Raw genomic sequence first — 25,095 nt, 5'->3', positions numbered from 1 at the left:
GGACTCCATGACCACCGTCCCGCGGCTGAGCCTCGGCCTCCCGGTGTACAACGGCGAGGAGTACCTCGCCGAGTCGCTGGACGCCCTGCTCGGCCAGACCTACGAAGACTTCGAGCTGATCATCTCGGACAACGCCTCGACCGACGGCACCGACGAGATCTGCCGCCGCTACGCCGAGAAGGACTCCCGGATCCGCTACGTCCGCCAGCCGAAGAACATCGGCGCGACGCCGAACCACAACTTCGTGTTCGACGTCTCCCGCACCGAGCTCTTCAAGTGGGTGTCCCACGACGACCTCTACGCCCGCGACCTGCTCAAGCGGTGCGTCGAGGCCCTCGACGAGCGCCCGGACATCATCCTCGCCCACTGCGACCAGGCGATCATCGACGGCGACGGCCGCATCGTCCAGCCGCTCGAGTACACGCTGAACACCGCCTCCCGGCACGCGCCGGACCGCTTCCGCAGCATCCTGTTCGAGCCGGGCGGCGACGACTTCTACGGCGTCATCCGCGCCGACGTCCTCCGCCGCGTCAAGCCGCTCGACAGCTACCACCACGCCGACCGGACGTACTCGGCCGAGCTCGCCCTCCACGGCCCGTTCCACCAGGTGCCCGAGCTGCTCTACTTCCGCCGCGACCACCCGGGCCGCGCGGAGCGGGCCAACCCGACCATCCGGGGCCGGTGCGCGAATCTGGACCCGCGGCGCGCGAACCGGCTCCGGAACCCCACCGTCCGCCTGCTCGGCGAGTACGTCTACGGGTTCGCGGACCTGATCCGCCGCGCGCCGATCTCGGCCGCCGACAAGCGCGAGTGCTTCGGCCACCTCGGCGCCTGGCTGACCAACCGGGCCCGGTCCGGCCACGGCGAGCGCGTCGAGGACCGCGCGCCGACCGCCTCCGACGTCGCCACGGTCAACGAGATCGTGGCGGGCCGGGAAGGCAGGCTCGCGTGAAGCGTGCGCCCCGTGTCGGCGTGTTCGGCCTGCTCGGCTCGGGGAACCTCGGCAACGACGGTTCCCTCGAAGCCGTGCTCGGCTACCTGCGCGCCGAGTACCCGGACGCGGTGCTGAGCGCCCTGGTCGGCGGCCCCGAGGTCGTCCGCGAGCGGTACGGCCTCGACGCGACGCCGCTGCACTGGAACCAGTCCGAGTACGAGACGGCGTCCGGCCTGCGCTCAGTGGCCCTCAAGGGCTTCGGCAAGCTGGTGGACATCGCGCGCACCGCGGCCTGGGTCCGCAAGCAGGACGTCGTCATCGTGCCCGGCATGGGCGTGCTCGAAGCGACACTGCCGCTGCGTCCCTGGGGTTTCCCGTATTCGCTCTTCCTCCTCTCCGCCACCGGGCGCCTGTTCGGCACCAAGGTGGCGCTCGTCTGCGTCGGCGCCAACGAGATCAGCGCCCGGGCGACGCGCGCCCTGGTCCGCTGGTCCGGCCGGCTCGCCGCCTACCGCTCCTACCGCGACGACATCTCGCGCGACGCCATGCGCGCCATGGGCGTCGACACGAGTGCCGACCAGGTCTATCCCGACCTCGCGTTCTCCCTCCCCACCCCGGCCGCCGGCGGCCAGCCGGCCGCCGTCGGCGTCGGGGTGATGGCCTACTACGGCGGCAACGACGACCGCGCCGACGCCGACCGCATCTACCGCCACTACGTGGACACGATGAACCGTTTCGTCGCGTGGCTCGTTGACCAGGACAGACCCGTCCGGCTGTTCATCGGCGACCGGATCGACCGGCAGGTCGTCGACGAGATCATCGAGAAGACCGCCTCCCCGCTGGTGACGGCGGCTCCGGCGGAGACCCTGGACGAGCTGATGCACGAGATGGCCGCGGTGGACAGCGTGGTGGCCACGCGCTACCACAACGTGCTCTGCGCCCTGAAGGTCTCGAAACCGACCGTGGCGATCGGCTACGCACCGAAGAACGACGTCCTGATGGCGGAGATGGGCCTCGACGGCTTCACCCAGCGGGCGAAGACCGTCGGCTTCGACCGGCTCGTCGAGCAGTTCACCGAACTCGAGAACCGCTCGGCCGAACTGCGCCAGACGCTCCAGGAACGGAACGAGATGAACGCGCAACGGCTCAAGGACCAGTTCGCCGCTCTTTCGGCGGCCCTCTTCGGGGGTGGGCGATGAAGGCCATTCCAGTGCCCGAGATCGACGGGGCGTATCTGTTCGAACCCACACCGCACGCGGACCAGCGCGGCTTCTTCAGCCGGACGTTCGACCGCGACGTCGTCGCGTCGGTGGGAATCAACCCGGACGGCTTCGTCCAGGACAGTCTTTCCCGCTCCCGCAAGGGTGTCGTCCGCGGGATGCACCTGCGCGGCGGGGCCGGCGAGGCGAAGCTGGTGCGGTGTTCGCACGGCGCCATCTTCGACGTCGTCGTGGATCTCCGACCGGATTCGCCGACATTCCGGAATGTGAAAACCTTCGAACTCTCCGGCGACACCCAGGTTTCCGTGTACATCCCGGCGGGGTGTGCCCACGGATTCCAGTCACTCACCGATCCCTCTGACGTTTCGTACCGTATCGATCGGGCGCACGATCCTGAAGAGGACATTACGATTTCGTACAAAGACCCCGAATTGGACATTTCGTGGCCACTGTCGGTCACAATGGTCAGTGACCGGGACGAACGGGCGCCCTCTCTCGGAGAGGCGTTGAAACCAACGAGGTGAGCCACGACATGGGAACGAACCTGCCCCGCTCCACGGAGGCGAACGAGCGGCTGCACCGGGTCATCCCCGGCGGTGCGCACACTTACGCCAAGGGCTCGGACCAGTATCCCGAAGGGATGGCCCCGGTCATCTCCCACGGCCGCGGCGGTCACGTCTGGGACGTCGACGGCAACTCCTACGTCGAGTACGGCGCCGGGCTGAGAGCCGTCAGCCTCGGCCACGCCCACCCGCGGGTCGTCAAAGCGGTGCGCGGCGAGCTGGAGAAGGGCAGCAACTTCATCCGGCCGTCGATCATCGAGGCGGAGGCCGCCGAGCGGTTCCTGGAGAACGTCCCGACGGCCGACATGGTGAAGTTCACCAAGAACGGCTCGGACGCGACGACCGCCGCGGTCCGGCTGGCCCGCGCGGCCACCGGCCGCAAGCTCGTCGCCAAGTGCGCCGACCACGCCTTCTTCTCCACCGACGACTGGTTCATCGGCACCACGCCGATGAACGCGGGCATCCCGGACGAGACGACGGAAGCGGTGGTGTCCTTCCCGTACGGCGACCTGCAGGCCGCGGAGGAGCTGCTGCAGCGCCATGACGGCGAGATCGCGTGCATGATCCTGGAGGCGGCCGCCGCGGTGGAACCGCCGCCGGGGTACCTGGAGGGCCTGCGCTCGCTGGCCACCCGGCACGGTGTCGTGCTGATCTTCGACGAAATGATCACCGGCTTCCGGTGGTCCGCCCACGGCGCGCAGGGCCTCTACGGCGTCACGCCCGACCTCTCGACGTTCGGCAAGGCGCTCGGCAACGGCTTCGCGGTCTCCGCGCTGGCGGGCAAGCGCGAGCTGATGGAGATCGGTGGCCTGCGCACCGACCGCGAGCGGGTGTTCCTGCTTTCGACCACCCACGGCGCCGAGACGCACTCGCTCGCCGCCGCGATGGCCGTCATGGACGTCTACCGCGACGAAGACGTCATCGGCCGCCTGCACGCCCTCGGCGACCGGCTCGCCGCCGGCGTCCGCGAGGTGGCGGCCGGAATCGGCGTCGAGGACCACGTGGTCGTCCGCGGGCGGGCCAGCAACCTGGTCTTCGGCACGCTCGACGAGCAGCTCAAGCCGTCCCAGCCGTACCGCACGCTGTTCCTGCGCGAGCTGATCAGCGGTGGCGTGCTCGGACCGTCCTTCGTGGTCAGTGCCGCGCTCACCGAGGCCGACATCGACAAGACGATCGACGTCGTCGCCCAGGCCTGCACGGTGTACCGCAAGGCGCTCGACGCCAACGACCCCACGCCGTGGATGGGCGGGCGCCCGGTGCAGCCCGTGTTCCGCAAGCACGCCTGATCCCCGCACGGACGGGCCGGATTCACCCGTTGGGTCCGATGAGGACACTTGAGGGTGACTGTTTTCCAGCCCGTTCGTGCGTAACTTCCTGCCATGGGCAGATCTCGTGCGGTTCTCGTCGCTGCTTGCTCGCTCCTGATCGCCGTGGCGTGCCCGGCGGTCGCGGGCGCCGCCGACGGGCCCGCTCCGGTGTGCGACAGGCAACCCACCGGGTACGAGCAGCCACCCACCGGAGCCGTCGCCGTCGACCCGGCGGTCGACGGCGACCTCGCGGCCAAGACGGCGGCACACCCGGCGGGCACGACGTTCTGGCTGCGCCCCGGCACCCACACGCTCGGCCAGGACGAGTACGGCCAGGTCGCCCCCAAGGACGGCGACGTGTACCTCGGCGCGCCGGGCGCGGTCGTCGACGGCCGCGGCGTCAACCGGGCGGCCTTCACCCAGCAGGCCCGCAACGTCGAGATCCGCGGCCTCACCATCCGCCGGTTCGCCGCCCTGCAGGACCAGGGCGTGGTCAACCACGACTCCGGCGACGGCTGGCTCATCGAGAACACGACCATCGAGGACAACGCCGGCGCGGGCCTGATGGCCGGCGCTCGCCAGGTCGTGCGGCACAGCTGCCTGCGCAACAACGGGCAGTACGGGCTCAACGCGTACCAGGCGGGCGACGGCATCACCGGGCTCGTGCTGGAGGGCAACGAGATCACCGGCAACAACACCGGTGACTGGGAGGCCAAGGTGCCGGGCTGCGGGTGCAGCGGCGGCGCCAAGTTCTGGGCCGTGAACGGCGCCAACATCCGCGGCAACTGGGTCCACGGCAACCACGGCGCCGGGCTGTGGGCCGACACGAACAACAACGACTTCCTCGTCGAGGACAACCTGTTCGAGGCCAACGACGCCGAGGCCCTGTTCTACGAGACCAGCTACAACCTGGTGCTGCGCGGCAACACGTTCCGCCGCAACACCCTGGTGCAGGGCCGCGCGTTCGCCGCCCGCGGCGACAACTTCCCGGCGGCGACGGTGTACCTGTCGGAATCGGGCGGCGAGCCCCGCGTACCGGCGCGGACGTCGGCCATCGACATCAGCGGGAACACCTTCGAGGACAACTGGGCCGGCATCACGTTGTGGGAGAACGCCGACCGCTTCTGCAACAGCCCGGCGAACACCTCGACGGGTTACTGCACCAAGCCTGCCGACAAGGCGTCGTGCACGGCGGGCCGGATCGAGCGGCCCCCGGCGTACGACGACTGCCGCTGGAAGACGCAGCGGGTGGCGGTCCACGGCAACGCGTTCCGCTTCGACCCCGGCCGCGTCGGCTGCACGAGCCTGTGCGGGCGGATGGCCCTGCTGTCGAACTTCGGGACGTTCCCGGACTGGTCGCCCTACAAGGGAACGGTGATCGAAGAGGCCATCACGTTCCACCAGGCCAACCGGTGGCACGACAACTCCTACTCCGGGCCGTGGACGTTCGTGGTGCATGACACCTCCAAGACGGTCGACACTGCGGGCTGGCGCGCGGCGCCCTACTCGCAGGACGAGTGTTCTTCGTTCGGCGGTGGGCCCGCCGGCTGCTGATCACGAGCTTGCCGAGGGGGTCCGACAGTTTTCGCGCCCCTCTGATTCGTCGGGCGACTTTTCCCTTGCAGGTAAAGGGAAAAGTCGCGAACGGAGAATTTCGGACAGCGGTTCACCCGTTTCAGGGATGGCGGTCGCACGCATGTTCGGTACCGTCGGAGACATGACCCGATCAATTGCCCGCCCCGTCCACAGTGGACGAAATAGTCATGTGAACCGAGCACTCGCCTCACCTCGAAGACGCGCGCCGCTACACCAGGCGGCATCGCCGAGCGCCGATCGGCCACCCCAGGAGCTAACCCAACCCCGCGGAAAACAGGCCGCTTCGGCGCGTGGCCCACCGCTCCTCGAGCCGACCACCCAAGCACCAGCCCGCACCTCAGCGCAGGCGCCAACCACCCAGGAGGCCCACAGGACCGCCCCAGAACTCAGAGCCGGTCAGCGACCCGGTCCACCACCCAAGCAGTCGCCGGCACCGCGGCCAGCGCGGCGCAGAACCCCCCGACCGCATCCGTCGGGTAATGCGCGCCCAACGCCACCTCAGCCCACCCCATCACCAAGCCGGCCACCAGCGCCAACCCCAGCACAACCGCCATCGCGGCCGCCCGGCCCAGTCCCCACCGCTCGGTGAGCAACAGCGCGATGATCAGCGCCAGCGCCGTCGCCAGGGCAGTGTGACCGCTCGGGTACGACAGGAACTCGCCGTGGATGGTGCGGCCGACCAGCGGCTTCAACACCGTCGTCAAGGCCACCGTCACCACGACACCCGCCACCGTCAGCACGGCCGTCCGGACGCGGCGGGCCAACCAGCACACCCCCGAAAGGAGCGCGATCAGGATCACCGACCCCACCGGCTCGCCACCGAAGTCGACCACCAGCGCGACGTACCGCCACGGCGGCTCGACCCCGTAAATCGACGGCAGGAGGGCAGCGTCGATGCCGGTCAGGCCCGAGTCCCGGAAGTGGAGGATGCCCAGGGCCACCAGGATCGCCGTCGCCAGGGCGGCTGTCATCGCCAGCGGAGCGCGCAGCACGGCCGGCAGGGCCGCGGGCGCCGTCCGGACGAGCTGCCTCACGCCTCGATCGCCGCCTCGTACCCGGCGATCAACCGGTCCAAGCCGACCGCGGGCGTGAAGTCCTTCTCGTACCGGACGCGGGCCGCGTCGCCCATGTCGCGGTTGCGGTCGGCGACGACCGTGCGGAGGCGGTCCGCGAGGGATGCCTCGTCGTTCGGCGTGTGGAGAAGTCCCGTGACTCCGTCGTCGACCAGTTCGGGGAACGCGCCGTGCGCGGCCGCGACCGTCGGAACGCCGGCGGCCATCGCCTCGACCACCACCAGGCCGAAGGCCTCCAGCCACGTCGACGGCGCAACCACCGCGATCGCGTCGGCGGTCAGGGCCCGGCACTGCGCCTTGTTCTGGAGGCCGACGTACGAGACGTCCGTGCGGCCGGCCGCCCAGGCGGCGACCTCGTCCTGCATCGGACCGGTCCCGGCGATGACCAGGGGCACGCCCAGGGCACCGTCGAGGCGGTCCCAGGCCCGCATCAGCAGGCCGACCCCCTTTTCCTCGGTGACGCGGCCGAGGAACAGCACGTGCTTGCCGTCGCCGGTGCGGCGGACGCCGGGGTCGGTCACGAAATTGTGCTTCACCACCATCCGCTCGCCGGGCATCCCGGCCGACACCAGGAGGTCACGTTGGGCCGCCGAAATGCAGAAGAACCGGGACACCCCCGTCCACCACCGGCGCCGGTTCGCGACCATGCTCGCCGCCATCGGGAGCGTGGCCGCGGCCGAACCGCGGTAGCAGCCGTGCTTCACCGCCGGCAGCGGTGAGCCGCCGACGCACTCGGTGCAGATGCGGCCGTCGCGGTGGAGCGTGCCGGGTGGGCAGACCATCGTGTAGTTGTGCAGCGTCGCGACCGCGGGCACCCCCGCGTCCGCGCACGCGGCGACCACCGACGGCGACAGCAGCGGGAACGTGTTGTGGATGTGCACGACGTCCGGGCGCGACGCCCGCAGCCGGGCGGCGAGCTCCTTCCGCACCGCCGGGTTCCACGGCACCATCAGCGGGACCGCCGCCTTGCGGGGCAGCGGCATGGCCGCGATGTCGTCGCTGCGGCGTTCGAACAACGACACCTGGTGACCGCCCTCGGCGAGCAGCGTCACCTCGGCGTCGACGACGTTGTTCTCGCCGCTCGGCTGCTCGGACCGGTAGCGGTTGTGCACCACGAGCACCTTCACGCGCCTGCACCTCGCACGTCTGCCCCCTTCGCCGGGATGAATGCTTGTTCGTCGGACTGCGGCACCCCGCGGACCAGCAGCGACGCGGCGACCGCCAGGTGCAGCAGGTACGGCGAGGCGTCGCCGAGACCCGCTTCGGTATAGGAGGCCGAAACGCAGTAGGTGATCAGGAAGATCGCACACGCCCTCGCCAGCGAAGGCGGCCGGAGCACCGCGACCACGATCAACGTCAGGAGGAACGCGGCGACCAGCGCGATCCCGACGAACCCCTGCTCGTGGTAGATCGCGAGCCAGCTGTTGTCGATCGGGAGGCCGTCGTAGGACTTGTCCGTCAGGCCGACGCCGAAGATGTACTCCCCCGTCGTCCGCGGGGCCTCCAGCAGCGCGTCCCACACCTTCGCGCGGCCGGTCAGGCTGGAGAAGTTGTCGGCGCTCTGCCCGCGGAGGAACCACGTCTGCAGCGCGCCCGCGAGCACGATGCCGGCGACCCCGCCGACGCCGACCGTCCACGCGAACACCTTCCGCGCGCGGGCACTGGTCAGCACCATCGACAGGAAGGCCACCGCGAGGCCGGCGACGAGGCCGAGCGTCGCCGTGCGGGTGTGCGTGAGCATCAGCAGCCCCAGCACCGGCACCACGATCAGCACCGCGCTGCGCCACGTCGTGCGGCGCCCGAACCAGAGGAGGAGCGTGAGCCCGGAAATCACCGCCGCGTACTGGCCGATCTGCGGCGGGGTCAACGGCCAGACCGCGCCCGAAAGCCGGCCGCCGTACTCCTCCGGCATCGCGTTGCCGGGCGAGACCACCAGGCCGACCGCCACCGACGCGAGCACGACCGCGTAGGTGCGGATGTGGTACCGGACGAAGCTGAACCCACCGTCCCACCAGCGGGTCAGCAACCAGAGCGTGGAGACGAACACCGTGAGCCGGAAGCACCGGAACAACGCGCCGAGACCCTCCTGCAGGTCGGCGCTGGAAAGGATGCTCGTGCCGAGCAGGGCCGTCAGCAGCAGCAGGTACGCGCTCGGGCGGATCCGCAGGTGCTTGTTCAGCGCCAGCGCGATCACGAACGCCGTCATCAGCGAGCCCATGGTGACCAGCTGGCTGACCGACCGCGGCAGCGGGAGGATCGTCTTCGCGCCGGTCGAGCCGAGCGTGTTGAGGATCAGCAGGGCCCACGCCAGGCCCGCCCACTTCGGCGTCGAGGAAGCGGGTTCGGGCGCGGCGTCGCCGCGGAGGCCGGCCGTTCCGGGGTGCGCCGCCATGTCAGCCTCCACCCTGCGCGGTGAAGGTGCTGCCGCTGTCCTGCGAATACGGCGCGCCTTCCCACTCGCCGATCTCGAGGATGCGGTCGGCCGAGTAGGTGATGAACGTCCACGGGCCGGCGTAGCTGTTGTCGTGCCAGCGGTTGTCCTGCTTGAAGGTGATCGCTTCCTGGACGACGTCGCCGCGGTACGGCGACCAGTCCGGGTAGCTGCCGAAGTTCGACAGCAGGCCCATCCGGCCGCACGAGGCCTGGCAACCCACGACGGCCGGGTCGAGGACGAACTTGTTGTCGTGGATGTCGACGTGCTGGGTCTTCCAGCGGCAGTCGGCCAGGAGCGGGCCGCTGGTGATCGCCGGGGCCGCGCACTGCTTGACGGCGGGCACCAGCCGGGTGCAGTCGCCCGAGGAGGTGTTGGCCGGGCTGTTGCAGAACCGGTCGGCGTTCTCCCACAGCGTGATCCCGGACCAGTTGTTCTCCAGGTAGTTGCGGGAGATCTCGATCTTCGCGGTGCGGGCCTTGATCCGCGGCTCGCCGCCGGACTCGGAGATGTAGACCGCCGGCGTCGGGAAGTTGTCGCCGCGGTCGGCGTACCGGCGGCCGTCGGCCCAGTTGTTCTTGCGGATCGTGTTGTCGCGGATGATCGCGTTGTAGCTGATCTCGTAGATCAGCGCGGCGCTGTCGTTGTTCTCGATGAGGTTGCCCTCGATGAGGAAGTCGTTGTTGTTCGTGTCGGCCCACAGGCCGGTGCCGTGGTTGTCGTGCACCCAGTTGCCGCGCACGTCGGCGCCGTTCACGGCCCAGAACTTGACGCCGCCGCTGCAGCCGCAACCGTCGATCTTGGCTTCCCAGTCGCCGGTGTTGTTGCCGGCGATCTCGTTGCCTTCGACGACGAGCGCGGTGAGCGGCGTGTTGCCGGAGTAGGCGTTCATCCCGTACTGGCCGTTGCGGCGCAGGCAGTTGCCGCGCACCTGCTGGCGCGCGCCCGCCATGAGCCCGGCGCCGTCGTTGTCCTGGATGGTCGAGTGCTCGATCACCCAGCCGTCGCCGGAGTCGTGGTTGACCACGCCTTCGTCGCGCGGGGCCACGAAGCCCTGCACGGTCAGGTAGGTGATCTTGACGTTGGTCGCGTGGCCGGTGAAGGCGTACTGGTTGATCTTCCGGCCGTCGACGACGGCGCCGGCCGCGCCGATGTAGACGTCGCCGTCCTTGGGGGACACCTGGTCGTACTTGTCGTCGCCGAGGACGTGCTTGCCGGGCTTGAGCCAGAAGGTCGTGCCGGGGCCGGCCGAGCGCGTCTTCGCCGCCAGGTCCCCCGGCACGGCGGGATCGACGACGACGGCGCCCGCCGGCGGGGCCGCGGGACCGGCCGGCTGCTTGTCGCACACCGCGGCGACCGACCCGCTGGGGGCCGGGGTGGCCTGGGCCGGCCCGCCGTCGGTGTCCGGGCCGCCGGAGCACGCCGCAACCGTGAGCAGGACTCCGAGCAGCGGAGCTGCACGGCGAAGTCGGAAGCGGCGGGCTGTCACGAGCGGGTCCTAACTGAAGCGGAGCAGGGTGGTGAGGTGTCCGGGCGATCCGGAGCCGACAAGCGTGGTGGCGGGTTCCTTGCGCCCGAACCCCGCGGAGTACCAGCCGAGCGGCGGCTCGGTCTCCCCTCGGTGCACGGTCCACGCAAGCTCGGGCGGCAGTTCCATGACGGCGGTGCGGACAGCACTGGTCAGCGACCCGGAAACCCGCCCGACGAGCGGGTCGGCGGCCGTGCCGGACTCGTTCGTTCCCTCGGCCGTCCAGCGGAGGCGGGCGGTGGTTCCGTCGAGCATGACCGTCACCGACGGGCCGAAGTGGAACGCCAACCGCGCCGCCCCCGGCGAACCCTCGCCCAGGACTTCGTCGACGATCTTCAGCACGTCCCCGTCCAGCTCCACCGTGCGCCGGTGGACGGCCGGGGCGTAGCCGTCGTGGGCGGCCGACCAGCGGTTCGGGCCGAGGTCCGGGGTGTGCACCTCCAGCACCTTCGTCACCGCGTGGCGGGTCCACAGGAACGGGCCGCCCGAGACCGACTGGTCGCGGCCGGCCAGCTCGAGCGTGTTGTGGCCCAGCGTCGACCGGAAGTACTGCCGCCACTGCGGCTCGCCGTGGTAGCAGAACGTGCCCGGGTCGGCCAGGACGTCCACGCCGTCGTGGCGGACCTCCAGCGACAGCGCGTCCGCGTGGGCGTGCGCCGCGATCGACAGGAACCCGTGGGGACCTCCGTCGCAACGGACCCACACCCGGCCCGAACGCAGGATCGTCATCCCCGCGTCCCGCAGGTGCGCCGGGCGACGGCCGGGGCGGACGCCCGTGACGCGCGGGGTGCGCGACACCAGAGCGGCCAGCAGCGGCGTCCGCACGTCGTCGCCCGGGATCGTGGGCCACCAGTCCAGGCGGCCGAACAGCGCCTCACCCGAGGCCAGCAGCGACGCCCAGCGGTCCGTCGCCGTGCCGTCGACGATCAGGCCGAAGCCGTCGTCGGCGTCGCCCTGGCGAGGCGGGCGCATCCGATTGTCCACAATGGACGCCAGAGCGTCGGTCATCCGGAGCAGGACGTCCCACGTCGAGTCCGGCACCGGCGTGCCCGCGGCGTCGGCCTCGGCGGCGGCCGCCAGGCCCAGCTCCAGCACCAGGCCGTGGTACTCGGACGCCAGTTCGGCGTTGAGCCCGGAGGGGAACGTGTTGCGTCCCAGCTGGACGTCCAGCGAGCGCATCGCCTCGGCCCGCCAGCCCGCGGACTCCGGGAACCAGCCGAACGCGCACGCCGCGGCCAGCAGCCCGGCGTCCTCGGCGATCACGTGGTTGTTCGCCGACGAGCCGTGGCTGCGCAGCGTCGCGAGCCAGTTCTGGTGGTGCCACAGCTGGAGCTGGAAGTCCGGGTTCTGCTCGAACAGCTCCGCCGCGTCCTCCCAGCCGTCGAGCAGGCGGCGGGTCCACACCCACGACAGGAGCCGGATGCCCAGCTCGATGCCGCTCACCCAGTGCGGTCCCCGCAACGGCGGATTCGCGGCCCACCAGGACCGCAGGTGCTCGGCCACGCGCGTGGCGTACGCCGATGAGCCGGTCACCGCGTACGCGGCCGCCAGCACGGTGAGGTGCTGGTGGCGCGACGGCTCCCAGATCTGCTTGATGTCGCCGACCGTGTCCTCCGACCGGTACGGCACGTCGAACGCGTACATGTCGGACGGCGCGCTGCGCCCGGTCTTGGGGTCGAGGAACCAGTCGGGTGCCACGAAGTCCGTGCGCTCGACGCCGAAGAACTCCGCGCGGCCCGCCATCAGCTCGTCGGCCGTGGCCACGAGCCGCGCGACAGCCTCGCCGGACACCTTACCCAGCACGCCGGCGGGCAGTGTCGCGGTGACGCGGGGATGCGCGGGCCAATTCGGCGGCGTGGGCAGCGCGGACCGCCACTGCCGCTGCACGACGGCGTGCCGCGCGCGGCCGACGACCTCCGCCGGCCCCATCCGGGACAGCCGGCGAAGGTACCAGCCGGGACCCATCATGGCCGGGCACCCGCCTTCCGGGGCAGCTCGATCCGCACCGGGGCCGCGTTCGCCGCGCTTGTCTGGGCGGCCAGCGTCGCCAGCGTCGTCGCGGCCAGGGACTCCACCGAGATCGGCATCGGGCCGCCCGTGCGCACCGCCGTCAGGAACGCTTCGACCTCGGCCGCCTGGCCCTTGTCTCGGCCCTTCGGGATACGCGAGCTTGCCCACTTCTTGCGCGAGTACACCGATGCGCGGACGAAGTCGTCGAACTTGAGGACCTTGCCGTCCGCGACCACGTCCAAGGTCTCCTTCGGGAAGCCCGACGAGCCCGTCTCCGCGTAGGTGATCACCGCCGTCGAACCGTCCGCGTAGCCGAGGGTCACCTGCAGGTCTCCTGTGGCGTACACCGAAACCGGGTCGGCGTCGAGGAGCCAGCTCACCGTGTCGATGAAGTGCCCGCCCTCGCCCGCGAAGCGGGAGCCCTCCGAGTCCGTCTGGTTGTACCAGCTGCCGTGGTCGAGGCGGCCCGCGTTGACCAGGTAGCGGACGCTCGCCGGGCCGACGCGGGGGCCGAACTGCTCGCGGGCCTCGTGCAGCAGCGGAGCGAAGCGGCGGTTGAAGCCCACCTGCAGCCGGTCGTTGCCCGACTCCTCGATCGCGTCCAAAACCCTCTGCAACTCATCAGGAGACAGCGCCAGCGGCTTCTCGACGAACACCGACTTGCCCGCCAGCAGCGCCTGCCGGGTCAGCTCCGCGTGCGAGCTGTGCCGCGTCACGACGAACACCGCGTCGATCGAGGAGTCGCCCAGCACGTCGTCGATGTCGGTCGACGCCGCGGCGAAGCCGAACTTGCGGCGAGCGTTCGCCCCGGACAGTGCCGACGTCGTCGCGACGTGCTTGAGCTGCACGTCCGCGCGCTCCACCAGGTGCGGCAGCAGCATCGACGACGCGTAGTTGCCCGCCCCGATGAAGCCCAGGCGCACCGGCTGCCCGGCCGGCAACGAGGCCGCCGGGGACGACGTCACGCCGACCCGCGCCGACGTCACGACCGGCTCGGTCCGGGCGACCGCGTCCGGGTACCGGAACAGCACCGCCACGGCCTTCAGGGCCCCCTCGTTCAGGGACTTGTACGTCGAAACCGCGTCCGAGAAGTCCGAGACGTGCGTGATCAGCGGCTCGACGTCCAGCCGGTCGCGCGCGACCAGGTCGAGCACGCACTCGAGGTTGCGGCGCTCGGTCCAGCGGACCTGGCCGATCGGGTAGTCACGGCCTTCCAGCTCGTACGACGGGTCGTAGCGGCCCGGCCCGTACGAACGCGAGAACCGGACGTCCAGTTCCTTCTCGTAGTAGGCGTTCCACGGCAGGTCGAGCTTGCACTTGCCGATGTCGATCACGCGGCCGCGGTCGCGCGACAGCTTCGCGGCCAGCTCCACCGGGTCGTTCGTGTTGCCGCCCGCCGCCAGGTACGTCTGGTCGACGCCCGCGCCGTGCGTCAGCTCGTCCACCGCCGTGTCGACGATGCCGGACGCCGGGTGGGCGCAGGTCAGCGCGCCGAGGCTCTCGGCGAGCTTGCAGCGCTCCGGGTCCGGGTCGACGCCGACCACGCGCACGCCGGACGACGCCAGCAGCTGCACCACCAGCTGGCCGATCAGGCCGAGGCCGATCACGAGCGCGACGTCGCCGATCTGGGGCTCGCCGCGGCGGACGCCCTGCATCGCGATGGACCCGACCGTGCCGAACGCCGCGTGCCGCGGGTCGACGCCGGCCGGCACCGGCGAGTAGAGGTTCTTGGGCACCCAGTTCAGCTCGGCGTGCAGCGCGTGCTCGTTGCCCGCGCACGCCACCAGGTCGCCGACCTTCACGTCGGTGATGCCGTCGCCGACCTGCTCGACGATGCCGCACAGCGAGTAGCCGAGCGGGGTGTAGGAGTCCAGTTTGGACGTCACCTTGCGGTAGGTCGCCGAAAGGCCGTTGGTGGCCACGCTCTGCATGACCTTCGCGACCTGGTCCGGCCGCGCCTTCGCCTTGCCCACCAGCGACATGCTGGCCTCGGACACCTTCATCATCTCGGTGCCGGTCGAGATCAGCGAGTACACCGTCCGCACCAGCACGCCGCCCGGCTTGCAGGCCGGCTCGGGCACGTCGAGGAGCGCCAGTTCCCCGCTCTTGTAGTTCTGGACTACCTGCTTCACTTCGCTCCCGCTCCAGACATCGCGTTCCGGTACCAATACTCAAGAGTCAAGACGTGCCAGAGGTGCTTGCCGCGGTCTTCCTGACCGGCGGCGTCCTCGGCGACCATGCGCTGCAACGCCTCGCGCTGCAGGAGACCGGACGAAACGAGCACGCCGTCGTTGACGACCTCGCGCACCAGCGGCGCCAGGTCGCGGCTCATCCAGGCCCGCAGCGGCGCGCTGAACAGGCCCTTCGGCCGGTGCACGATCTCGCTCGGCAGGATGTTCAGCGCCGCGTTCTTCAACGCCATCTTCCCGGCGCGGCCGACGATCTTCTTGTTCCCCGGGATCCTGAACGCCGCCCGCACGACCTCGACGTCGACGAACGGCGTCCGCACCTCGGTGGACGCCGCCATCGTCGACCGGTCCGTATACGTGAGGTTCAGGCCCGGCAGGAACATCCGCGAGTCGGCCAGGCACATCCGGTTGACGAAGTCGTCGAGGGCCTGGTCGTTGTACGTGTCCGCGTGCTCGGCCAGCACGTCGTCCACAGAGGACGCGAGGTCCGGGTTGACCAGCGACAGCAGCTCCGCGCGGTCGTACATCGTGTAGCTGCGCCGGAACGCCGTCTCCTCGGGCAGGCCCGCGAAGGACAGGAACCGCTTCGCGAACCGCACCGACCGGTAGCCGCGCTTGGCCGACGCGACCGGCAGCCGGTCCACAATGGACTCCACGGGACGCCGGACCGCGCCCGGCACCTTGTGGTAGCGCAGGGCGATCAGGTTCGCCAGGTGCTTGCGGTAGCCGGCGAACAGCTCGTCGGCGCCCATCCCGGACAGCATCACCTTGACGCCGGCCTCGCGCGCGGCCGAGCAGATCAGGAACGAGTTGATCGCCGCCGGGTCGCCGATCGGCTCGTCGAGGTGGTAGGTCATCTTCGGCAGCAGGTCGAGCACCTGCGGCGCGATCTCGATCTCGTGCAGGTCGACGCCGAACTTCCCGGCGACGATCCGGGCGTAGCGAAGGTCGTCCGGCATGGCTTCGAACTTGGCGTCCTCGGGCCGGAACCCGATGGTGTAGGCCGAAATCCCGGGCTGCGACCGCGCGGCCAGCGCCGTCAGGTAGCTGGAGTCCAGCCCGCCCGAGAGGAAGGTCGCCACCGGGACGTCGGAGAGCAGGTGCTTGGCCGTCGACTCGGCGATCACGGCGTGCAGGTCGACCTCGCCGTCGAAGGCCGCGCCCTCCTCGGCGACCTCGCGCAGCGACCAGAACCGGCCGCGGTCTACCTGGCCGTCCGGGCGGCAGCGCAGCCACGTGCCCGGCTGCAGTTTCTCCGCGCCCTGGTAGGCACACCGGCTGTCCGGCACCCAGTAGTAGAGCAGCGACGCGATCAGCGCCGCGTTGTCGACCTGCAGCGACCCGCCCAGCTCACCCGCGAGGGCTTTCAGCTCGGACGCGAAGGCGACGCCGCCCGCACGCTGGACGAAGAACAGCGGCTTGATGCCCAGCTGGTCGCGGACCAGGAACAGCTCGCCGGTGCCCTCCTCGAACAGCGCGAAGGCGAACATGCCGCGCAGCTTGGGCAGGCAGTCGGTGCCCCAGCGCCGCCACGCCTGCAGCAGCACCTCGGTGTCGGACGTCCCGCGGAAGCGCACCCCCGCCGCGGACAGCTCGGCCCGCAGCTCGGGCGCGTTGTACAGCTCGCCGTTGTAGCTCAGCGCGAGCCCGTCGAGGGCCATCGGCTGGGCGCCGGTCTCGGACAGGTCGATGATCGAGAGCCGCCGGTGGCCCAGGTGCACGGAGCCGGGGCCGGCGCGGTGCTCGTAACGCCCGGAACCGTCCGGGCCGCGGTGGGCCAGCGTCTTGGTCAGCCGGTCGGTGAGCGGCCCGCCGTCCGGCCAGAGGTAGGTGCCTGCGATGCCGCACATGGAGTGCGCTCCCCTTCGGTCGCGGCGCGGGTCAGGAAACTTCCGCGCTTTTTTCGGGCTCGAGGTCGGCGTCGAGTTCGCCCTTGTGGCTCGGTTCGGCGTGGTCGCGCTTGAACGGCGACGGCCGCTTCGGTGGCTTGACCGGGGCGAACTTCTTCGTCGGCGCGTTCAGGTGGTCCGGGACGCTCACGCCCCCGGGTGGCGGCAGTGGCGACGCCGGTGGCCTCGGCGTGGCGAGCGCGGGCGGGAGCACCGGCCGGACCGGCGTGAACCGGCGCGTCGGCTGCTCGGTGACGACGCGCTCGGCGACGCGGGCGACCAGCTCGTCGAGGCGGTCTTCGCGCTCGGCCGGGGCCGGCGGGGTCGCCGGCCGGCCGCGGCCGCGCAGGGCCGTGTGCAGGCCGTCCCAGAGCGTGCCGTCGGACTTGTCGCGCGGGTCCGGGTCGACCAGCACGACGCCGAGGATCGGGATCGCCTGGTCGGCCAGCTGGCGGGCGACGGTGTGCAGCCACAGCGTGTTCGCGTGCCCGGCCTTCACGACCAGCACGGTCTCCTCGCCGAGGTGCTCCAGGTCGGTCCACGCCGTGCCCGGCGACACCGTGCCGACGCCGACGCGGCGCTCCTCCGGCGTCGCGGGCGGGTCGCCGGCACCGACCACGGAGACCTCGCTCTTCGTCTCCTGCGCCAGCTTGCGGACGTCCTCGCCCGGCAGGTCGTCGACGACGCTCGCGGTGTCCAGCTCGCCGGCGATGTCCAGGGCGAGGGCGGCGGCGACCTTCGGCGCGCCGAGCTCCAGCAGCGACACCTCGCGCGGGTCCTGCTTGATCAGCCGGACCAGCGTCGTGGCCACACGCTGGCGTTCGGACACCGCGCGCGACCGCCGCCACAGCCGGGCGGGGCCTCGCGGCTTCGACGGCAGCTGCGCGATGACGGACGCGCCGAGGTGCGTCGAGATCTCGCGGCGCAGCACCGGCTTGTCGCGCGAGACCGCGCCGACGGCGACAAGTGCGAGCCCGAGGGCCAGGCCGAGCGCGAAGCCGATCCCGGCGTTGGTCGCGGTGGTCTTGAGGAACGCCTTGGGCAGCACGCGGGCCGCGTCGACGACCTGGGTGCCCGCGGCGACCTGCGGGCTGCCGATGCCTGCCTGCTGGGCACGCGCGGTGAAGTCCGAGATCTGCGCGGTGAGCGCGGCCCGGCGGCTGTAGAGGTTTTCGAGGGTGGGCTGGCTGGCCTGCCTGCCCTTGCCCTCCTCCTCGACGATCTGCTGCTCGATCTTGCCGAGCTCGTCCTGGGCGTTCTTGCGCTGGTCGAGGATGGCCTGCGACTGCGCGGCCGCGGCCGCCTGGCTGCGCCGGACGTGGTCGGCGATGAACGTCTCGGCCAGCGCCTGCGCCCGCGCCGCGGCCTCTTCGTTGCTCTTGGCCTTGACGGTGATCTGCAGGATGTTGTTCGTCAGCCCGAGCCCCGCGTAGTTCTTCATGAAGTCTTCGGGCGAGTCGGTGCTGCCCAGCTTCTTCAACGCGGCTTCGGCGATCTGGGTCGTCTGCAGCACGGCGACGTCGGTGCGCATCAGCGTGCCGCTGTCGGTCGGCGAGTCGTCCTGGTGGACCACGATGACCTTGGCGACCGCGGTCGGCGGCGCCGGCAGCAGGACGGCGAGCGCCGCGCCGGCGATGAGCCCGAGCAGCGCGGTGGCCAGCCAGAACCGCTTGCGGCGGCGGATGGCGATGAACAGCCGCTGGAGATCGACCAGCGGCGCGGCGGGGGTTTCGGGAGTAGTCGTCACGCCGAACCTGCCAGGGCTTTCTCGGGGGCTTCCGCCGCGGGTCCGGGCTTCTCCGGCTCGGTCGGCCGGACGGGGTGGGTGAGGACGGCGCCGACGATCTCCCGGCCGCCGTCGGCGCAGGCTTCGGCGAGCCGGACCAGCTGCCACGCGGTGCGCGTGCCGGCGCCGAGCACGACCAGGACCCCGGAGCTCGCCGTGGCGTCCGGCACCGTCGGCCGGTCGGCCGAGAACTCGAAGATCCGCAGCGGCACGGACAGCCGGTCGGCCAGCTCGGCGAGCTGCGCGGCGGCCAGGCGGCCGGTCTCGTCGTCGTCGGCCACCAGCAGCAGGACGTCGGCGGGGCCGGTGGCCACCCGGGCCAGCACCCGGCGGTAGCGGATGTCGCGGTTGACCTCGTCGGCCGAGGTCGCGACCGGCGGCAGCACCCACGGCCGGTCGCCGCCGAGCAGGTGCCGGACCTTGCCGAGGAGGCCGGTGGCCGGCGCGCGGTCGCCCTGCGGGGTGGTGACGTCGACGCCGGCGAGGATCGGCGCGCCGAGCGCGGAGGCGATCTCCGGCTCGCCCCGCAGGCGCCGGTCGGTGCGGGCGGTGAACAGGTGGCCGAACACGCCGGCGAGGAAGAACAGCACCGCGCCCCCGGCCACGAGCTGGGTCAGCGTCGGGGCCGCCGGCGACGTCGGGCGCTGGGCAGGCCCGAGCACCACGGTGTTGCCGACGCCGGTCGCGAGATCGGCCTCGTTGAGGTCGTTGATCGCCTGCTCCAGCGACGTCTTCAGGCCTTCGAGCTGGGTGCGGACCTGCACGCTTTCCACGGTCAGCTCGCCGCCGACGTTCTTGGCGAGGTCGCTGATCTTCTCCGTGGTCAGCTTGACCTGCTGGCGCAGCGACTCGCGCTGTTCCTGGGCCAGCTGCACCGAGGCGTCGGCGGAGTTGCTCGCCAGCTGCCCGGCGAACTTGACGTACTGCTGGGCGACCTGGTCGGCGAGCTGCTGGGCGTGCTCGGCGGTGTCGGCGGAGACGGTGATCGTCACGACGTTGCTCTGCGCCACCGACGTGCTGACCTGGTCCTTCAGGTCGGCGCCGCTGGGGTGCCACGGCAGCACGGCGGCGGCGCGGTCGAGGACGACCGAGGCCTTCGCGATGTCGGCCTGGGTGAGCAGCTCGTCGGCCTGGCGCGGGCCCTGGAGCAGCACGCTGGACGTCGTCTTGTAGCCGGGCGAGAACAGGATCGACGCTCCGGCGCCGACCAGCGCGCCCAGGACGGCGAGGGCGGCCAGCAGCCGCCATCGTCGTCGCAGGACCTGCCCGACCAGGGCCAGGCGCACCGTGTCGTCAGTCAACGGCGGGATCTCCATTCCTGAGCCGGGTACGCCGAACGGGTTCAGTTGATCGGCCGGTTACCGGAACCGTCGTCCGACCGAGAGCTTTGGTTACACGTCCGGTGAGTTCTTGACCGAACGGCGATCAGGACTTCACAGCGTGCTCATACGCGGCGAGCAGGTTCTTCGCCGAGTTCTCCCACGAGAGCGCGCCGGCCACCCTGGCCTGGCCGAGCTTGCCCATCCGGATCCGCTCTTCGGGGTCGTCGAGCAGCCGGGACACCAGCGCGGCGAACGCCGACTCGTCGTTCGCCGGGGCGTACACGGCCGCGTCACCTGCGGAAACGCGCGCCTCCCGCAGCTCGAACGAGACGATCGGCTTGCTCATCGCCATGTACTCCATGACCTTGTTCATCGTGGAGACGTCGTTGAGCGGGTTCAGCGGGTCCGGCGACAGGCAGACGTCGGCGGTGGACAGGTAGCGGACGAGGTCCTCGTCGGAGATCCGGCCGGTGAACTCGACCTGGTTGGCCAGCCCGAGCTTCGCCGACAGCGCGACCATGTCGTCGAACGCGTCGCCGGAGCCGACGAACACCGCGTGCCAGTCGGTGCGGCCGACCTCGTCACGCAGCTTCGCGAGCGCGCGCAGGGCGTAGTCGACGCCGTCCTGCGGGCCCATCACACCGAGGTAGGCGAGCAGGTACGGCTTGCCCTTCTTGAGCTCGGGCTCGGCCGGCACCTCGTGGAACCGCTCGACGACCGGCGCGCTGCGCACCACGAAGACGTCCTCGGGCCGCTTGCCGCCGCGGATCCGGGCGACCTGCTTGTAGCTCTCGTTCGTCGAGATCACGACGTCGGCGGCGCGGTAGGTGGCGCGTTCGAGCGCGCAGACCCCGCGGTAGAGCAGGTCCTGCCCGCGGTCGAACCGGGAGAGGTACAGCTCCGGGCACAGGTCGTGCTGGTCGAAGATGAACTTCGCGCCCTGGCGCTTCAGCACCTTCGCGACCAGGTACAGCAGGTCCGGCGGGTTGCAGGCGTGCACGACGTCGACCGGCCCGACCTTGCGGGCCAGCCGCAGCGTGTGCCACAGCGCGGTGCCGTACTCCTGCAGGTAGCCCGCGGGGCCGCCGGTCGCCGCCTTGAGCGGGTAGCGGTGGATGTGGACGCCGTCGACGACGGCTTCGGCCTCGGTGTCGCGTTTCGTGCCCTGCGGGCAGATCACGTGGACTTCCCACCCGGCGTCGCGCAGGGTCGTGGACTCCTGCCACACCCGCCGGTCGAAGGGAACGGAGAGGTTCTCGACGAGAATCAGCGCTTTACCAGGCTGCGTTTTACCAAGCAAGGCCGGCATATCCCTCTTCAAGGCGACGCTCCGCGGCGTCGGGCAGGCGGACGAGGTCGACGATCTCCCGGTCGTGCGGCAGGGCCGCCAGCACGTCCGGGTCCTTGGTGCCCACGAGCAGAACCTCGGCGTGGTTCACGACCTCGCCGACGGACCCGGCGAGCAGCTGGCCGAGGTGCGGCAGCCGGCTCTCGATGTACTCGCGGTTGGCGCCCATCAGCCGCGAGAGGCTGACGTTGGCGTCGTAGATCTTCAGGTCGTACCCCTTGCCGAGCAGCTTCTCGGCCAGCTCGACCAGCGGGGACTCGCGCAGGTCGTCGGTGCCCGGCTTGAACGACAGGCCGAACAGCCCGACCTTGCGCTTGCCGGTGCGCGCGACCAGGTCGAACGCGCGCTGCAGGTGTTCGTCGTTCGACGCCAGCACGTGCGACAGGATCGGCACGCTGACGTCGGCCCGGTGCGCGGCGTAGACGAGCCCGCGCAGGTCCTTCGGCAGGCACGAGCCGCCGAAGGCGAACCCGGGCTTGAGGTAGGCGGGGCTGATGTTGAGCTTGGTGTCGGCGAGGAAGACGTCGATCACCTGGTGCGAGTCGAGCCCGAGGGCCCGGCAGATCGCGCCGAGCTCGTTGGCGAACCCGATCTTCAGGCCGTGGAAGGAGTTGTCCGCGTACTTCGTCATTTCCGCGACCGGGATCGGCACCCGGAAAACCGGGCCGGGCAGGCCCTCGTACAGCGCCGCGACCGCGTCTCCACTGGCCGCGTCGATCTCGCCGATCACCGTCTTCGGCGGGTCGAAGAAGTCGCGGACGCTGGTGCCCTCGCGCAGGAACTCGGGGTTCACCGCGACGCCGAAATCGACGCCGGCGGTGCGGCCCGAGGCCTTCTCCAGGATCGGGACCAGCAGGTCGAGGCAGGTGCCGGGCAGCATGGTGCTGCGGAAGACGACGGTGTGCCGCTCGCTCTTCTTCGCCAGCGCCTCGCCGATTTCCTCGGCCACGCGCTCGAGGTAGACGGTCGAGAGGCTGCCGTTCGACGCCGACGGCGTGCCGACGCAGACCAGCGAAATCTCACTGTCCGCGACGGCTTCCGCGACGTCCGTCGTGGCTCTCAGCGCGCCGCTCGCGACGACCTCGGCGGTCAGCTCGCCGATCCGCTCCTCGACCACCGGGGCGTTGCCCTGCGTGATGAGGTCGATCTTCACCGGGTTGACGTCCACGCCGACCACCCGGTGTCCCTGCCCCGCCAGGCACGCGGCGGAGACACAACCGACGTAACCGAGCCCGAAGACACTGATCTTCACGCCAAACCTCCGCTATTCCGCGCGACCCTCAAGTTGGTCGGCGGGCGCCCCTGGATCGTTACCGCGGCTGCGGCGGACGGGGGAAGGCGTGAGACTGCGGTGAGCCGCAAGGGATTCGGGTGAGAATTGCGTCTCGATCCGGCGGCGGGCCGTGGCCGGGAACCACGATCCGCCGCCGGTCGGTGAAGAGGTGTCAGTTGTTGTTCACGAAAGTGGTGGCGAGGCTTTGCCCCTTGCTGACCGCATTGGCGTGGTTCTCGATCGGCGAGACGGTCGAGTTCTTGAAGCAGATGTAGGTGACGCCGGAGTCGGTGCCGCCGTTGGACGGGTCGGGGTTGATGCCGAGGTCCTTCGCCGTGGCGTAGGAGGCTTCGCCGATGATCTGCGACGGCCCGGTGTCGCCGATGACCGTGTATTCGACCTTGCCGTTGTAGATCACCGCGCAGGAGCCGCCGCCCTTGAGCCCGGACGAGGAGTACTTCCAGATGCTGCTGGAGCTCGGCACGACGATGTAGGGCAGTTTCGCGGCGTTGAGCGGCTTGCCGTCGGACTGGTGGAACGCCGTGTCGGCCTGGAAGCAGCAGTCGGTGTCCTCGTTGCACTGCGTGGTGCGCTGGCCGTCGCAGTCGATGTCCATGTCGGCTTTCCAGAAGACCGCGCCGTTGGCGTCGCAGACCGCGACCGTCTTGCCCGAAACGTCTTCGTCGGTCTTGTACTTGCCGTTCGAGATCTGCCGGCAGCTCGTGGTCTTCGCGAGCAGCTGGGCTGCCGTCGGAGCGGCTGCCACGGCGTCCGGGGCCGGCGACGCCGAAGCCAGGGCCGACGGCATCGCGGCCGCCGCCAGCGCGAGCGTCGCGAGCAGGATCAGTTTCCGCATTCCTGGTGCTCCCTTTAGTTAGGAAACTTTCCTTTCGGCGGCGGGGCACCAGGATGCACCTCGGGGCCGGGCGCGTTCAAGACTTCCGGGTGCGGGAATTTCCCATCAGCCGGCCGAAGTTGACGAAAAGGCTGTTCACCGGTGCGGAGCGCGCGAGACGGTGTCCCGGTCGCCGGGACGGCTCAGCGGGCGGTGCGGCGGAACAGGCGGTTCGCCCAGCGCGAAGCCCGCCGCCGGGAGCCGGCGAGGACTTCGTCGAGCCAGTCGCCGTCGAGGTCGTGCGGCAGCTCGGTGCGCGCCTGCAGCCAGCCGTCCCGGCGGGCGGCCCCGCCGTCGCTGGAGTAGACGCGGGTGGCGCCGGCCTGGCGCAGCCGCGCGAGCACGCGCCGGTCGTAGGCGCCGAACGGCAGCGAGTACCGCCGCACCGGACGGCCGCACAGGTCGCCGAGCAGCTTCGGGGCGTCCGTCAGCTCGCGGGCGGCGTGCCGGTCGTCGAGGCGCCGCCAGTCGCGCGGCTCCCAGCCGTGCGAGCCGATCTCCATCCCGGCGTCGACGAGTTCGCGCAGCCCTTCGCGGTCGAGGTAGCCGCGCTGCCCGAGGCGGCCGGCAAGCGGGAAGAACTCCGCCGTCAGCCCGCGGTCGGCCAGCCGGGGCAGCACGATGTCGACGTCGGATTCGTTGCCGTCGTCGAAGGTGAGGTGGACGTCCTCGCGGTCGGCGGCGACGTCGAGGACGCGCTCGAACTGCTCGACGGTCAGCCAGCGCTCGTCCTCGCCCGGGTCGAGCGGACGCGCCGGCCGGCCCACCCCGTGCACGGCGAGGATCACCGTCACCACTCCCACCGCCTGCCACTGCGAGTAGTCGATTTGTTACTTCGATTAATCGCCGTGGCAAACGGGTGAGTTACACGTTTTCGGACGTTGATCAGCCCTTGCGGATTTCCAGGGTGCAGCACTTCGGGCCGCCGCCGGCTTTCCGCAGCTCGGAGATGTCGACGTAGACCGGTTCGTACCCCCGTGCGAGCAGAATTTCACCCAGACGGGTGGCCTCCACCGGGAGGACGACATTGCGGCCGTCGGAGACGCCGTTGAGGCCGAAGCACTCGGCGTCTTCCTTCGTGGCGAGCACGGCGTCCGGGAACACCCGCTCGAGCACGCGGCGCGAGCCTGCCGAGAAGGCGTCCGGGTAGTAGACGATCTGCGCGCGGGTCGTGTCCGTCGCCTCGGCGAGCACGAACAGGGCGGTGTCGAGGTGGTAGTAGCGCGGGTCGACCAGCTGCAGCGAGACGACCGGGACGCCGAGGACTTCCTGGGCTTCCGCGTGCGCGGCCGGGTCGGTGCGGAAGCCGGTGCCGGCCAGCAGCAGGGAGCCTGTCCAGGCGAAGTCGCCCTCGGCCTCGTTGATCTTCTCCGGCATGGTGATGTCGCGGTAGCCGTGCTCGACGAACCAGCGCCGGAAGTGCTCGGCCTCCGCGGCGCGCTGCGGCGCGCGGAACCGCGAGCCGAGCACGCGGCCGTCGACGACGGTGCCGGAGTTGGCGGCGAAGACCATGTCGGGCAGGCCGGGCTGGGGGTCGATTTCTTCGACGGTGTGGCCGAGCCTGCGGTAGGTGTCGCGCAGTTCGGTCCACTGCGCGACGGCGACGTCGGCGCTGACCGGCTGGGTCGGGTCCATCCAGGGGTTGATCACGTAGTCCACCGCGAAGAAGCGCGGCGGGCACATGAGGTATCGACGAGTGGTCGGTACGCGCATCGCCTGCATGACTGCAGG

19 protein-coding genes are annotated in these 25,095 nt (G+C 70.8%); 5 read left to right on the top strand and 14 right to left on the bottom strand.

Features of this window, described 5'->3' with window-relative positions; genetic code table 11:
* Positions 1 to 7: 7 nt before the first annotated feature.
* From BLW76_RS01025 to BLW76_RS01005, 5 genes are all read left to right on the top strand, one after another.
* Positions 8 to 952 (top strand): glycosyltransferase family 2 protein, encoded by a 945-nt coding sequence (locus BLW76_RS01025; protein WP_091303955.1) that lies wholly within the window; start codon positions 8 to 10, stop codon positions 950 to 952.
* Complete coding sequence (locus tag BLW76_RS01020; RefSeq protein ID WP_091303954.1) at positions 949 to 2,133, top strand: polysaccharide pyruvyl transferase family protein; 1,185 nt, start codon at positions 949 to 951, stop codon at positions 2,131 to 2,133. The genes BLW76_RS01025 and BLW76_RS01020 overlap by 4 nt, the downstream gene beginning before the upstream one ends.
* Complete coding sequence (gene rfbC / locus BLW76_RS01015) at positions 2,130 to 2,678, top strand: dTDP-4-dehydrorhamnose 3,5-epimerase (protein ID WP_091303953.1); 549 nt, start codon at positions 2,130 to 2,132, stop codon at positions 2,676 to 2,678. Before BLW76_RS01020 ends, rfbC begins: the two co-directional genes overlap by 4 nt.
* Positions 2,679 to 2,686: 8 nt before the next feature.
* A complete protein-coding gene (locus tag BLW76_RS01010) occupies positions 2,687 to 4,003 on the top strand; it encodes a glutamate-1-semialdehyde 2,1-aminomutase (RefSeq protein ID WP_091303952.1) in 1,317 nt (438 codons plus the stop codon).
* Between the two features lie 93 nt (positions 4,004 to 4,096).
* Positions 4,097 to 5,578, top strand: coding sequence for a right-handed parallel beta-helix repeat-containing protein (locus tag BLW76_RS01005; protein WP_208613182.1), 1,482 nt, complete (start codon positions 4,097 to 4,099; stop codon positions 5,576 to 5,578).
* Between the two features lie 428 nt (positions 5,579 to 6,006).
* Here the strand turns inward: BLW76_RS01005 and BLW76_RS01000 are convergent, their stop codons facing one another.
* From BLW76_RS01000 to ddaH, 14 genes are all read right to left on the bottom strand, one after another.
* On the bottom strand, positions 6,007 to 6,654 hold the full coding sequence (locus BLW76_RS01000) for a phosphatase PAP2 family protein (protein WP_091303951.1): 648 nt from the start codon (positions 6,652 to 6,654) through the stop codon (positions 6,007 to 6,009).
* Complete coding sequence (locus tag BLW76_RS00995; protein ID WP_091303950.1) at positions 6,651 to 7,820, bottom strand: glycosyltransferase; 1,170 nt, start codon at positions 7,818 to 7,820, stop codon at positions 6,651 to 6,653. The genes BLW76_RS01000 and BLW76_RS00995 overlap by 4 nt, the downstream gene beginning before the upstream one ends.
* The gene (locus tag BLW76_RS00990; RefSeq protein ID WP_244170000.1) at positions 7,817 to 9,085 is read right to left on the bottom strand and encodes an O-antigen ligase domain-containing protein; all 1,269 of its coding nucleotides are present in this window, start codon (positions 9,083 to 9,085) and stop codon (positions 7,817 to 7,819) included. Before BLW76_RS00990 ends, BLW76_RS00995 begins: the two co-directional genes overlap by 4 nt.
* Position 9,086: 1 nt before the next feature.
* The gene (locus BLW76_RS00985) at positions 9,087 to 10,613 is read right to left on the bottom strand and encodes a right-handed parallel beta-helix repeat-containing protein (RefSeq protein ID WP_091303949.1); all 1,527 of its coding nucleotides are present in this window, start codon (positions 10,611 to 10,613) and stop codon (positions 9,087 to 9,089) included.
* A 9-nt stretch (positions 10,614 to 10,622) separates the two neighbouring features.
* A complete protein-coding gene (locus BLW76_RS00980) occupies positions 10,623 to 12,620 on the bottom strand; it encodes an alginate lyase family protein (protein ID WP_091303948.1) in 1,998 nt (665 codons plus the stop codon).
* The gene (locus BLW76_RS00975; RefSeq protein WP_091303947.1) at positions 12,617 to 14,794 is read right to left on the bottom strand and encodes a bi-domain-containing oxidoreductase; all 2,178 of its coding nucleotides are present in this window, start codon (positions 14,792 to 14,794) and stop codon (positions 12,617 to 12,619) included. Before BLW76_RS00975 ends, BLW76_RS00980 begins: the two co-directional genes overlap by 4 nt.
* Complete coding sequence (gene asnB / locus BLW76_RS00970; protein ID WP_091303946.1) at positions 14,791 to 16,701, bottom strand: asparagine synthase (glutamine-hydrolyzing); 1,911 nt, start codon at positions 16,699 to 16,701, stop codon at positions 14,791 to 14,793. Before asnB ends, BLW76_RS00975 begins: the two co-directional genes overlap by 4 nt.
* Before the next feature lie 31 nt (positions 16,702 to 16,732).
* Positions 16,733 to 18,487: a Wzz/FepE/Etk N-terminal domain-containing protein gene (locus BLW76_RS00965; RefSeq protein WP_091303945.1), complete on the bottom strand. Its 1,755-nt coding sequence runs from the start codon at positions 18,485 to 18,487 to the stop codon at positions 16,733 to 16,735.
* Positions 18,484 to 19,842 (bottom strand): GumC domain-containing protein, encoded by a 1,359-nt coding sequence (locus tag BLW76_RS00960; protein ID WP_167384420.1) that lies wholly within the window; start codon positions 19,840 to 19,842, stop codon positions 18,484 to 18,486. The genes BLW76_RS00965 and BLW76_RS00960 overlap by 4 nt, the downstream gene beginning before the upstream one ends.
* Before the next feature lie 109 nt (positions 19,843 to 19,951).
* The gene (locus BLW76_RS00955; protein WP_425265994.1) at positions 19,952 to 21,076 is read right to left on the bottom strand and encodes a glycosyltransferase family 4 protein; all 1,125 of its coding nucleotides are present in this window, start codon (positions 21,074 to 21,076) and stop codon (positions 19,952 to 19,954) included.
* A 61-nt stretch (positions 21,077 to 21,137) separates the two neighbouring features.
* Entirely contained in the window at positions 21,138 to 22,448 is a 1,311-nt protein-coding gene (locus BLW76_RS00950; RefSeq protein WP_091303943.1) for a nucleotide sugar dehydrogenase, read from the bottom strand.
* A 193-nt stretch (positions 22,449 to 22,641) separates the two neighbouring features.
* On the bottom strand, positions 22,642 to 23,325 hold the full coding sequence (locus tag BLW76_RS00945; protein ID WP_091303942.1) for a glycoside hydrolase family 75 protein: 684 nt from the start codon (positions 23,323 to 23,325) through the stop codon (positions 22,642 to 22,644).
* A gap of 182 nt (positions 23,326 to 23,507) precedes the next feature.
* Positions 23,508 to 24,167, bottom strand: coding sequence for a polysaccharide deacetylase family protein (locus BLW76_RS00940; RefSeq protein ID WP_091303941.1), 660 nt, complete (start codon positions 24,165 to 24,167; stop codon positions 23,508 to 23,510).
* Between the two features lie 82 nt (positions 24,168 to 24,249).
* A complete protein-coding gene (gene ddaH, locus BLW76_RS00935; RefSeq protein ID WP_349256870.1) occupies positions 24,250 to 25,086 on the bottom strand; it encodes a dimethylargininase in 837 nt (278 codons plus the stop codon).
* Positions 25,087 to 25,095 lie beyond the last annotated feature (9 nt).

The sequence above is a fragment of the Amycolatopsis tolypomycina genome, from assembly GCF_900105945.1.
Lineage (GTDB): Bacteria > Actinomycetota > Actinomycetes > Mycobacteriales > Pseudonocardiaceae > Amycolatopsis > Amycolatopsis tolypomycina.
The sequence above is the reverse complement of the archived record's forward strand: the minus strand, read 5'-3'. Positions and strand labels throughout refer to the sequence as shown.